This is a genomic window from Polaribacter ponticola, from assembly GCF_026191475.2.
GTDB lineage: Bacteria > Bacteroidota > Bacteroidia > Flavobacteriales > Flavobacteriaceae > Polaribacter > Polaribacter ponticola.
This window is the reverse complement of record NZ_JAOSLC020000002.1, coordinates 220,805-232,894: the sequence shown is the minus strand read 5'-3', so window position 1 is coordinate 232,894 and position 12,090 is coordinate 220,805. Positions and strand designations below refer to the sequence as shown.

At 29.2% G+C, this 12,090-nt stretch carries 11 protein-coding genes; 7 read left to right on the top strand and 4 right to left on the bottom strand.

Annotated features, from left to right (window positions below; translation table 11 throughout):
* The first annotated feature begins 22 nt into the window (after positions 1-22).
* From gndA to N5A56_RS01370, 7 genes are all read left to right on the top strand, one after another.
* Positions 23-1,162, top strand: coding sequence for an NADP-dependent phosphogluconate dehydrogenase (gndA, locus tag N5A56_RS01400; RefSeq protein ID WP_265724108.1), 1,140 nt, complete (start codon positions 23-25; stop codon positions 1,160-1,162).
* A gap of 17 nt (positions 1,163-1,179) precedes the next feature.
* Positions 1,180-1,821: an Nramp family divalent metal transporter gene (locus tag N5A56_RS01395; protein ID WP_265724109.1), complete on the top strand. Its 642-nt coding sequence runs from the start codon at positions 1,180-1,182 to the stop codon at positions 1,819-1,821.
* Complete coding sequence (locus N5A56_RS01390; RefSeq protein WP_265724110.1) at positions 1,800-2,453, top strand: divalent metal cation transporter; 654 nt, start codon at positions 1,800-1,802, stop codon at positions 2,451-2,453. The genes N5A56_RS01395 and N5A56_RS01390 overlap by 22 nt, the downstream gene beginning before the upstream one ends.
* A 43-nt stretch (positions 2,454-2,496) precedes the next feature.
* Positions 2,497-3,192 (top strand): FadR/GntR family transcriptional regulator, encoded by a 696-nt coding sequence (locus N5A56_RS01385; RefSeq protein WP_265724111.1) that lies wholly within the window; start codon positions 2,497-2,499, stop codon positions 3,190-3,192.
* 99 nt (positions 3,193-3,291) lie between these two features.
* Positions 3,292-4,329, top strand: coding sequence for a polysaccharide lyase family 7 protein (locus tag N5A56_RS01380; protein WP_265726077.1), 1,038 nt, complete (start codon positions 3,292-3,294; stop codon positions 4,327-4,329).
* A gap of 11 nt (positions 4,330-4,340) precedes the next feature.
* A complete protein-coding gene (locus tag N5A56_RS01375; RefSeq protein ID WP_265724112.1) occupies positions 4,341-4,829 on the top strand; it encodes an SDR family NAD(P)-dependent oxidoreductase in 489 nt (162 codons plus the stop codon).
* Positions 4,801-5,109 carry an SDR family NAD(P)-dependent oxidoreductase gene (locus tag N5A56_RS01370; RefSeq protein WP_337994751.1) on the top strand — a complete coding sequence of 103 codons (309 nt, stop codon included), beginning with the start codon at positions 4,801-4,803 and terminating at the stop codon, positions 5,107-5,109. Before N5A56_RS01375 ends, N5A56_RS01370 begins: the two co-directional genes overlap by 29 nt.
* Positions 5,110-5,813: 704 nt before the next feature.
* On the opposite strand, the gene N5A56_RS01365 is transcribed toward N5A56_RS01370, so the two are convergent.
* From N5A56_RS01365 to fdhD, 4 genes are read right to left on the bottom strand one after another with little or no spacing between them, the layout of a single operon-like run.
* A complete protein-coding gene (locus tag N5A56_RS01365; RefSeq protein ID WP_265724113.1) occupies positions 5,814-7,448 on the bottom strand; it encodes a beta-N-acetylhexosaminidase in 1,635 nt (544 codons plus the stop codon).
* 38 nt (positions 7,449-7,486) lie between these two features.
* Entirely contained in the window at positions 7,487-9,013 is a 1,527-nt protein-coding gene (locus N5A56_RS01360) for a hypothetical protein (protein ID WP_265724114.1), read from the bottom strand.
* Positions 9,014-9,022: 9 nt separating this feature from the next.
* Positions 9,023-11,314: an FdhF/YdeP family oxidoreductase gene (locus N5A56_RS01355; protein ID WP_265724115.1), complete on the bottom strand. Its 2,292-nt coding sequence runs from the start codon at positions 11,312-11,314 to the stop codon at positions 9,023-9,025.
* Positions 11,307-12,014: a formate dehydrogenase accessory sulfurtransferase FdhD gene (fdhD, locus tag N5A56_RS01350; RefSeq protein ID WP_274270221.1), complete on the bottom strand. Its 708-nt coding sequence runs from the start codon at positions 12,012-12,014 to the stop codon at positions 11,307-11,309. Before fdhD ends, N5A56_RS01355 begins: the two co-directional genes overlap by 8 nt.
* Positions 12,015-12,090: the final 76 nt, after the last annotated feature.

Sequence of the window (12,090 nt, the reverse complement as noted above, 5' to 3'; positions counted from 1 at the left end):
GGCAAAACCGTAGATTATGTAATTGAAGATCTTTTACCATTTTTTATCTAATGGTGATATAATAATGGATGGAGGTAATTCAAATTACAAAAAAACTAAAGAAAGGTTTGATTATTTAAAATCTAAAAATATCAACTTTATTGGAGCTGGAGTTTCAGGTGGTGAAGAAGGTGCTTTAAAAGGCCCATCTATTATGCCTGGAGGTGATAAAGAAGCGTATAAAGAAATTAAACCATATTTAGAAGCGATTGCAGCAAAAGATGATAACAATTTACCTTGTTGTACTTTTATAGGATTAGAAGGTAGTGGCCATTTTGTAAAAATGATACATAATGGTATAGAATATTTAGAAATGCAGTTGTTAGCAGAGGTTTATACAATTTTAAAAAATCAAAACAATACTCCAAATCAAATTGTAGATGTTTTAGAGTCTTGGAAAGAATCTGCAAATAGTTATTTGTTAGAAATTACAATTGATATTTTAAGAAAGAAGGATGGAGAAGACTGGTTGTTAGATAAAATAATGGATAAAGCTGGTAATAAAGGTACTGGAAATTGGACTACAATTACTACAGCAGAATTAGGGGTTCCAAGTACTATGATCGCTTCAGCGTTATTTGCTCGTTATATTTCTTTTTACAAAGAAGATAGAATTAAAGCTAGTAATAAGATTCTTAAAAATGTAAAATCTAATTTAAAGCTAAAAAATAATGATTTATTAGAAGCTTATCAATTTGCTAGAATTATAAATCATTACCAAGGCTTTAAATTAATTAATCAAGCTTCCGAAAGTTATAATTGGGAATTAAATTTAAGTGAATTATCTAGAATTTGGACGAATGGCTGTATAATTAAGTCAGATTTAATGGTTGAGTTGGTAACAATTTTTAAAACTACTAATAATCTTTTAGATAGTGATATTGTAATTAAAAGGATAAATGCATTAAAACCAAGTATTAAAAATGTGGTTTCTGAATGTATTTTAAATGAAATAGCAATTTCTAACTTAAGTGAATCTATTAATTTTTTAAATAGTTTTAATGTAGCAAATTCATCAGCAAACTTAATTCAAGCTCAAAGAGATTATTTTGGAGCTCATACTTATCAAAGAGTAGATGATAATTCAGGTAAGTATTATCATTCAAATTGGAATAATAACTAAATTTAAAAGCATATAATATGTCGAACTCAGAAAATAAAAAATCCTTACTAAAGAAAATTATTGCTTTAGTTTTAAGTTTTGGTCCAGGAATTTTTGCTATTGGTTATACAATTGGTACTGGTAGTGTAACCTCAATGATTGTTGCAGGGAGTAAATTTAACACGCAATTATTATGGGTATTATTATTAAGTTGTGTTTTTTCTGGGGTTTTAATGTTTGCATATGGAAATTATGCATTAATTACTGGTGAAACTGCACTTTTTGGCTTAAAAAAACATTTTAAATTTGGTAAAGTTTTAGCGCTTTTAATTATTGTTGGTATTACGTTTGGGCAATGGAATTCACTAATGGGAATTTTAGGAATTTCATCTAATATTATTTATGAAATTTTAGCTGTTAATTTTGATGGTTTAAGTTCTTATAAATATGAAACGGTTTTAATTACTGCTATTGTAATTATAGTTACTTTTTATTTATTAATGTTGGTAGGTAAATATACTTTTTTCGAAAAAATATTAGTAATATTTGTAACTTTAATGGGGCTTTCTTTTGTGTTATCTCTATGCTTTGTTCAACCATTACCTATAGATGTAGTTAAAGGGTTAATACCAACTATTCCAGATATTCCAGGAGGAAAATGTTGGTTGCTGCTTTTGTAGGTACTACAATGGCATCTGCAACATTTTTATCAAGACCATTATTTGTAAAAGGAAAAGGTTGGACAATAAAAAATTTAGATCAGCAAAAGAAAGACTCTATAGCAGCTGCTATTTTAATTTTTATCATAAGCGGAGTTATAATGGCAGTTGCTGCAGGAGCTTTATTTTATGATGGTAAAGAAGTTACTCAAGTATTAGATATGGCAAATACTTTAGAGCCAGTGGCTGGAAAATGGGCTGTTTCAATTTTCTTTTTTGGTGCTTTGAGTGCAGGTTTGTCTTCTATTTTTCCTTGTTTGTTAATTGCACCTTTATTAATTGCAGACTATCAATCTGGAGAACTAGATACCAACTCAAAACAATTTAGAATTATTACAGTAATTGCATGTTTAGTAGCGTTAATTGGACCAGCATTTGGAGCTAACCCAATAGAAATTCAAATTTTATCTCTAGTATTTAATGTATTTATTTTACCAGTAGTAATTTTTGGAATTATTTTAATGTTAAATAACAAAAAAGTAATGAAAGATTATAAAACGAATCTTGGAGTTTATGTTGGGTTATATGCAGCACTGTTCTTTTCATTAGTAATTTCTTATAATGGGATTTTAGCATTATTAGATTATTTTTAATAATCTATTAATATTAAAAATAACCATATAATAATTCAATTTCATGAAAATAAGTTTAGTAGATAATAATAAGAATAGAATTTTACAGAATGATGTAATAGCCAAAATTCGAGATTATATAAATTTAAAGAATTTAGAAAGAGGAGAAAAGTTGCCTTCAGAAAGAATTATGTCTGAAAAGTTTGGTTTTAAACGAAACCATATTCGAGAAGCAATAAGAAGGTTAGAATTTTATGGTGTTCTAAAATCTATGTCACAGAGTGGAACAATACTAGCAATTGGATTAATAGGTTTTAATGGTATGGTAGAAGAAATTCTTTCATTAGAAGCACCTTCTTTTAACGAGCTTGTAGAAACAAGAATTTCTTTAGAATTGAAAACAGTTTGTTTAGCTGCTAAAAGACGTTCTGATATTGATTTAAAAAGAATAAAGGATGCATTAAATGAATTTAAAACTAAAATTTCTTGTGGCGAAGACTATTTAGAAGAAGACTTATTATTTCATTTATCAATAGCAAAAGCTAGTAAAAACAAAACAATGGTTTCTTTAATGTTATTATTAACACCTCCAATTCTATCTACTTATGAACGTGATACAGTTTGTGAGGGAGATTTAGTAATTTCAGAAATTAAAAAACATGAAGATATTTATTTAGCCATTGAAGCTCAAGATGAGGAGCTTGCTGAAAAAATGATGCATCAACACTTTTTTAAATTATTTAAACATATTAAAAAATAAAGAATAAAAATAGATTAAGCAATGAAATTAAATAAAAGCAAAATGAATAAAAGAAAGATTATATTAAAAACGTTAATACTATTTTTTAGTGTTTTTTTTATGTTAAATAGTTGTGTGAATACATCAAAAAAAGAAGCTCAAAAAGTTACCGAAAAAACTATTTATGCAAGTGAAGTTATTCCGTTTTTTGATCATTGGAAATTAGTTTTAGGGAATGGTGAAAATGCCGGAATAGCTAATAATTTTGAACATAAAGATTTTTTTTATACAGAAAATGATGCCAATGGAAATTGGGTGGTTTTTAAAGCTCCAAATGCAGGAAGTACGCATGGAACTTCTAACAATACTAGAACAGAATTAGGACAAACTAAAAAATGGTACCCAAAAACGGCTAATGATAAATTAACAGCTACACTTAAGGTAATGAATGTTTCAACAACAGGAGATGCTAGAGTGGCAGCTTCGCATGCTGTAGTTGTTGGACAAATTCATAGTGCAGATAAACATGAAAATGAACCGTTAAAAATATTTTATAAGAAGTATCCAGGTCATACAAAAGGATCAGTATTTTGGCATTATGAAATAAATACTAAAGGTGAAGACAATTCTAAAAGATGGGATTTTTCTTATGCAGTTTGGGGAGATGATTTTTCCGTAGTTGGAGAAACGGAAGACACCTATCCAGAAGAACCAAAAGATGGTATTGCTCTAGGTGAAGAATTTAGCTATGAAATTGAAGTAAAAGATGGAATTATGAACTTGAAATTTACAAGTAAAAATCATGAAACTAAAACATTTACTAAAAATTTAATAACATCAGAGTACATTACAAAAGCAGACATTCCTGAGCAAACACAAAAATTATTTGTACCAATTGGTCAAGATGGAGTAGAACGAAAAGAAGCATACGCAGGTGAAGGTTGTTTCTTTAAATTAGGGGCTTATAATCAAACTAATGGAAAATCTCCAGAAGTAAATAGAAATTGGTGTTCTGGAGCAGAAACTCATGGAGGAGATATTCAAAAACAATATGCAGACGGAAATTATGCTGAAGTTTGGTTTAAAACAGCAAGTATCAACGTAAGTGATGCTTCTGTTTCTAATCAAGGGTATTTCACTAAAAACGATCATAAATAATATAACATAAAATGAATCAAAATAAATTAAAGGGAAAAAATGTTCTTGTTACTGCTGGAGCTCAGGGTATAGGAGAATCAATAACAAAGCATTTTATTGATTGTGGAGCCAATGTAGCAATTCATTATTTTTCTAGTTCAGATACTGCAAATAAACTGGTAGATTATGCTAAAAGTAAAGGTTTAAAAGCTATATCTATTGGAGGAGATTTAACAAAAGAAGCTGATGCTATTTCTGTGGTTGAAAAAACTATTGAAGCTTTTAGCAGTTTGGATATTCTAATTAATAATGCAGGTTCTCTTGTTGCTCGTAGATTGTTAAATGAAATGGAAGCAGATTTTTGGCATAAAGTAATGGATATTAATCTTACATCTATGATGTTTGTAACAAAAGCAGCATCACCTTACTTAGCTAAAAATAATAATAGTAGTATTGTTAATTTAGCATCATTAGCAGGTAGAAAAGGAGGGGATCCAGGATCATTGGTTTATTCAAACTAGTAAAGGAGCAATATTAACGTTTACAAGAGCGCTTTCTGCAGAACTAGGAGCACAAGGTACTCGAGTAAATGCGGTTTCACCTGGTTTAATCTTAGGTACTTCTTTTCATAATACTCACACAACTAAAGAGTCTGCAGCAGAAACTACTGCTGGTATTCCTATTCAAAGAGCTGGTAATGCAGCCGATGTAGCTAGAGCTGTTTTATATTTAGCTTCAGAATACGATGGTTTTATTACAGGAGCAACTCTAGATATAAATGGAGGGGTATACAATATGTAATCTTTTTTCAAGTAAAAAAAGATCAAGTTTAAAATAATTTATCCTAAAGCTTCTCAGAAATGTGAGGCTTTTTTAGTATTACATTAAAAGCTAAAGATAAAGACGTGAGTTTTAATTAGAAAATAAAAAAGCTTTACAGTAAAGTAAAGCTTTATAATTAATTCAATATGTGGTTATATTATAAAATCTAGATATTATATATCTAAGAATATGTTTTTAGAAACTTAAAGTGTTTACAAGTTTACTACCTAATCTAGCAAAGCAATTAAGGAATAAAACTGTAGATACAAAGAAAGCCATAATTATAAAAAAATCTGTAAATGACTTGATATCATTTAATGCAACTAAGTATTGACCTGATTTAAAGATGATTACTGATGTTAAAATGAAAAGTAATAATTGTTGAAATGTGCTCTTATACATAATTTAGATTTTTTTAAGGTTAAAGTTTAGATTAGTTATTTTATAAATGACCCTCACTATTATGATACATATTTTGTTCAAAGGTCACTTTTTATTAGAAAAATAATCTCGTTTTTAGGTGAAAGGCAATTTTATTTAGATAAAAGACATTTTAGTCACTTTTAAAAGAATAAAAAAAGCTCAAAAAGTTTCCTTTTCAAGCTTAAAAAAAATATTTTCTAAAAATTAAGTACTAACTATTTGGTATAATAGTTAGTACATTATCTTATTTAAGAATAAGGTTATTTGTTTTTTTCTACAAAATCATCAGTAGCAAAATAAATTCCTTTTTTCTCCCATCTCTTTTGTAGGTTTTTTAATGCAGATTTAAAAGAATTGAAGTTTTTGTTTCTTTTATTGGTCCATCCAATTTCTGCATAAGCAGCAATTCTAGGAAAAACTTTAAAATGCATTTCTCCGTTAGTTGGAATCCATTCTCCCCACATTTGAGCTCCTAAGCCAATTATTTTATTATGGTATTTTGCTTCTAGTTTTTCTGGAATAGGGTCAAAAGAATATGCTTTAGATAATGGTAAGTTTTTATATCTATAATCTAAATAAGTATAAGAATGTAACGAGTTTACTATTTCATAACCACTACTAGCAGCTGTTGTAACTAAGTCAATATCGCCTTTCCAGAAATGAACAATACTTTCTTTTGCTAGTTTTTGTGTTGTTTTTGTATCTTCTTTATTTTGGTAAAAATGTAAATTATGTCCCATTATTTCATTCCACCCCATCATTCTTCTACCTTTACTTTGTAAGTAATTAGAAATGTTGTTGGTAAAGTAAACTTGTAAGTCAGCAGGGGTTTTTAATTCTTTTTTCTGCATGTATTTATTTACAGAAGTAGAAGATTTCCAATGATTATATTTTACTTCATCTCCACCAATATGAATTACTTTTGATGGGAAGAGTAACATAACTTCGTCTAAAACATCTGTTAAAAATTGCTGTACTTTTGGGTTTGTAACATCATAAACATCTTTACCAACACCAAATTTAATTGGTACTTCTATTTCTTTTTTTGATGTACCTAACCAAGGGTAAGATGCAATGGCAGCACTAGAGTGACCTGGCATTTCTATTTCAGGAACAATTGTAATATGTCTTTCTTTAGCGTATTTAATAATTTCTTTTATCTGTTCTTGAGTATAAAAACCAGAATGTGGTTCTGCAGATTGTATTGGGCTTTCCCATTGTAATGGACCAATTTGTGTGCTTTTTCTTGTAGAGCCAATTTCTGTAAGTTTAGGATATTTTTTTATTTCTATCCTCCAACCTTGATCGTCAACTAAATGCCAATGAAAAATATTCATTTTTAAAAAAGCCATTTCATCTAATAGCATTTTTACTTGATCCATTCCTTTAAAATGTCTAGCTTCATCTAGCATAAAAGCTCTCCATTTAAATCTAGGAGAGTCTTTAATAGTAACTTCTCTTATTTTAATTAACTTTTCATATTTTGAGAAATAAGAATTAGAAGAACAATACTGTATTAAACTTTGTATAGCATAAAACCAACCTTTTTCATTAAGAGCACAAATGGTAATTCCTTCATTAGTAATTGATAAATCGTAACTTTCTTCTGATAAGTTTTCATCTACCATAAAATGAATAGATTTCTTCTTTAAACTTTTAAATTCAGTAGATTTTAGATTTATATTATAAGTATCTATAAAATAATCTTGTAAGTTTTTACTAGACTTAATACTCTCTGCAGTGTTAATAATTAAAGTACTTTCATCTATTATAAAATTATTTTTCCCAAAAGAAAATTCTTGTGGTTTTGGGATAATATTTATGTTTTGCGAATGGACTGTCAAAATATTAAGAACAAATAAAGAAATAAATAGAGGGAGGATTTTAAATTTCATGTTTACATATTTTTATTCTTTAAAAATAGGACTTTATTTTAATTCATTTTTAGAATTGATAAATTATATTTAATTCCGAAATTTAAAAACGTACTACTTAAATTTCCGCCTTTAGCCTTTACATATCCTGCAGCAGTTCTAAAACTTAATGTTTTATTTAATTGATAACTAAAACCTGTACTTGGTTTTACAATTAAACCTTCTCCAGTACTAATACCGCCACCACCAGCAGCACCACCTAAACCTTGCGCAAATAATGTTAGTTTATTATTTAAAAGTGAATTTGTTTTAATACCTATACCAACTATGCCTTCTGCATAGGCACCAGCATTTCCAAAATTTGCAAATGAGGTTTGGCCTGCAACATATAGGTTTTTATTTAAACCTAAATTAACTTGTAAAGATATTTGATGTAAATTTTCTGTAGGATTAGTATCCCTTTTTGCATTAAAATAAAGATCGTGCTTTGTAATTACTTCTAAGCCTTTAAAAATTCCAGTAGAAAATGATTTTTCGTTAGATATAATACCATTTCTTTCTAAATAGTATTTTAAACCAACACCAAAAGAAGAAGTATAAAAGTGAGAATCTGGAGACATTACAAATCCTTTATTTACAGAAAGATAAATGTCTTTAAAAATTTGTTGTTCAATAGAAATGTCAGGGTATATTAAAAAACCGCCTTTAGTATCTACACCGCCGCCGCCGCCAGCACCAAGTCCAAATTTAGTTGCAATGTTTGTTCTGTTTTTGTTAAAATAGAATTGATATCCTCCGCCTAAAAAAACATCCATATAACCAGCTTTTATACCATCAAAAGCACCATCTAATTTTAAAAATGCAAACCAGTTTTTAGAGAGGTAAGAAGCTAGTTCAAAACCAGCTAATCTTATGGTTTCTCCACTATATTTTACACCACTACTGTTTTGTGTTCTCCCTTTAATTTTTAAATTATTTACATGAAACATCATCGATGTTTTTTTAGACGGCACATTCCATTTAGAAGTTTTTAGATTATTGTAATCAAATTTACTTTCTAAATTCTCATAATTGGAGTAGGAGTAATCTAATGGTATTTCTAAACCAACATTTAATTGATGTCCTTTAATATCACCATCATCAAAAAAGTTTGCGTAACTCCATCCCGAATTAATCGAGAAATTTTTAAAGTTATATCCTAAATTAAAATGAGGTAAAATAAATGCGCCACCACCATCCGGAGCAGAAGCACCACCACCACCACCAAAATGGAAACCAGTGTCTAAATATAAGTCTTCAGTTATATACTTCTTAATACCAGCGTTTATACCAAGAGTAAAAAAACCTCCTTTGTTGCCAGAAACAGCTCCATAGATTCCTAAACCTGCATATGACCAATCGTTAATCATTAAATTATAATGAATTCCTGTAAACCCCATATTTGGGTCGTTTGCAGGTAAATCTAAAGAAAGAAAATCGAGTTTTGAAAATCCTTTTTGAGTTTTCATTTCCGGAACTACTTCTTCCTGAGCATTTAAAAAAGGACTGATAAATGCGATAAAAAATAATAAAATATACTTTTTCATATAATGAGTTTATCTTTTTTTAATAGTAATAATTACCGTTTTAGAAGCTGGTGTATTACTTATATTTGCTTTACTTTTTATTGGTACTAAAACATTTGCTTCTGGAAAATAAGTAGCTGTACATTGTGATGGAATATCATATGGGATTGCTAAAAAACCTTTAGCTTCTCTTTTTTCGTCTTTAAAATGGCTTGTTAAATCTACTAAATCTAATTTTTGTAAACCTAAATTTTGCATATCATCAGCATTCATAAAAACAACTCTTCTTTCATTTAAAACACCTCTATACCTATCATTTAAACCATAAATTGTAGTATTGTATTGATCGTGAGTTCTAATTGTCATCATCATAAATTGATTCTTTTCTAATTCAATTTCTGATGGTTTATTGATACTGAAATTAGCTTTTCCTGTTTTTGTAGGCTCAAAATTATTTTCTCTCGCGTTATTAGGTAAATAAAAGCCTCCTTTAACTCTAACTCTTTTGTTATAGTTTTCAAAACCAGGAATAGTAGCTTCAATTTTATCTCTAATTAAATCGTAATGAGACGTTAAGTTTATCCAGTCTGTGTTCGATTTTTTTAAAGTGATATTTGCTAAATTAGCTACAATTGCCGTTTCACTTAATGTTTTTTCAGAACATGGTTCTAAATGACCTCTAGATAAATGTACAACTCCCATGGAATTTTCTACAGAAACAAATTGTTGTCCAGAAGTTTGATAATCTTTTTCAGAGCGACCTAAACAAGGTAAAATCAATGCTTTTTTACCCGTAATTAAATGACTTCTATTAAGTTTTGTTGAAACCTGTACTGTTAAATTACAGTTTCGTAATGCATCTGCAGTAAATTCGGTATCTGGTGTAGCAGAAACAAAATTACCACCCATTCCAAAAAATACTTTCGCTTTTTTAGCATGCATCGCTTCAATAGCTTCTACAACATCAAAACCATGTTTCCTAGGGGCTTTAAAATTAAATTCTTTTTCTAAATTATCTAAAAAAGTATCTGGTGCTTTTTCCCAAATACCCATTGTTCTGTCTCCTTGTACATTAGAATGCCCACGAACAGGACAAGTTCCTGCACCTTTTTTACCAATACTACCTTTTAGCAATAGTATATTTACCACTTCACGTATGTTATCAACTGCGTTTTTATGCTGTGTTAAACCCATTGCCCAACAAATAATAACTTTTTCGTTATTGATAATTAATTTTGCTGCTGCTTCTACTTCTTTTAAAGTTAAACCTGTTTGTGGTAATAATTCATCAATAGAATAATTATCTAAATCTTTTAATAGATCGTTAATTCCTGCCGTTTTTTCTTTTATAAATTGATGATCGAAAACCGAATTAGGTTTTAGATCTTCTTGTTCTTTCATCAATTTTAAGATGATTTTTAACAACGCAACATCTCCATTAATTTTTACTTGCAGAAATAAGTCTGTTAAATCTTGCCCTTTTCCAATCCATTTTAGTGGGTTTTGAGGATCTTTATAATTCATTAAACCAACTTCTGGTAACGGATTTATAGTAATAATTTTTCCGCCTTTCTTTTTTGTTTCACTCAAAGCTGTTAACATTCTTGGGTGGTTTGTTCCTGGATTTTGCCCAATAACAATTACCAAATCGGCATGATTAAAGTCATCTAAAGTAACAGAACCTTTACCAATACCTAGCGTTTCTGAAAGTGCAACACCACTAGATTCATGACACATATTAGAGCAATCTGGTAAGTTGTTTGTTCCAAACTCACGTACAAATAATTGATACAAGAATGCAGCTTCATTGCTTGTTCTACCAGAAGTATAAAAAATGGCTTCATCGGGTGAATCTAATCCGTTTAATTCATCTGCAATTAATTTAAAAGCTTTTCCCCAAGAAATTTCTTCGTAATTATCTTTCCCTTCAGGTAAGTACATTGGATGTGTAATTCTACCACTTTTACCAATTTCGTAATCAGATAATTTAGCTAATTCGTTTACTGAATGTGTTGCAAAAAACATAGGTGAAACCATATTTTTTGTGGCTTCTTCTGCAATCGCTTTTGCACCGTTTTCACAATATTCAGCTAAGAACGTACGTTTTTCATCAGGATCTGGCCACGCGCAACCTGGGCAATCAAAACCATATTTTTGATTAATATTTGCTAATAATCCAATACCTTTAAATAACCCAACTTCGTTTTTTACATGTGATAAGGCAGATGTTATTGCCTTAACACCAACAGCAGATTTAGGAACTTCTGTTAACTCAATTCCTGTTAGTTTTTCTGGTGGTTGTGCAGTTGTTTTCTTAGACATTTTTTAATTTTTTTAAATAATTTGGATTGGAATAAATTGTCATTTTTTCATCTCTAGTAAAACCAATTAAACAAATTCCGAATTCTTTGGCAAAGTCTACAGCTAATGAAGAGCATGCAGAAACAGCAACAATTATGGGTATTTTTGCAATAAATGCTTTGCTAACAATCTCGTAAGAAACACGACCGCTAACAAGTAAAAATTTTGCTTTTTTTAATTTATTTTGATGTAACAAATCTCCCACAGTTTTGTCTACTGCATTGTGCCTTCCAATATCTTCTTTTATGGTTAATAATTGTTGTTTTTCATCAAAAAGTGCTGCGGCATGACTTCCTCCTGTTTTGGAAAACGTATCTTGAAACGAACGCATTTTAATTTGCATGTCATGTATTTTATCAGAAGAAAAAAAGATATTTTTTAATTGATTTCCTTCAACTTTTAAATCTTTCAATTCTTGTTTTCCGCAAATACCACAAGACGAAACTGAAAGTAACGTTCTTTTGTTTAAATATCCCTTTCCTAAATTCTCTTTAGAAATATCAATATTTATAATAGAAGGAATTTTATTGTCTTCTTTTATAATTTTATACTGTAAAGGAGTCTCTTTTTTATAAATATCTTCTGCATATAATAAGCCTCTAATTAGTTCAAAATCATCATTTGGAGTTCTCATAACAACAGTATAAGGTTCGTTGTTAATGTTTATTTGTAGCGCAGATTCTGTAACTAAAAAGTCTGCTACTTCAATGTTTTTTTTGATGCTATTTTTAAACCTT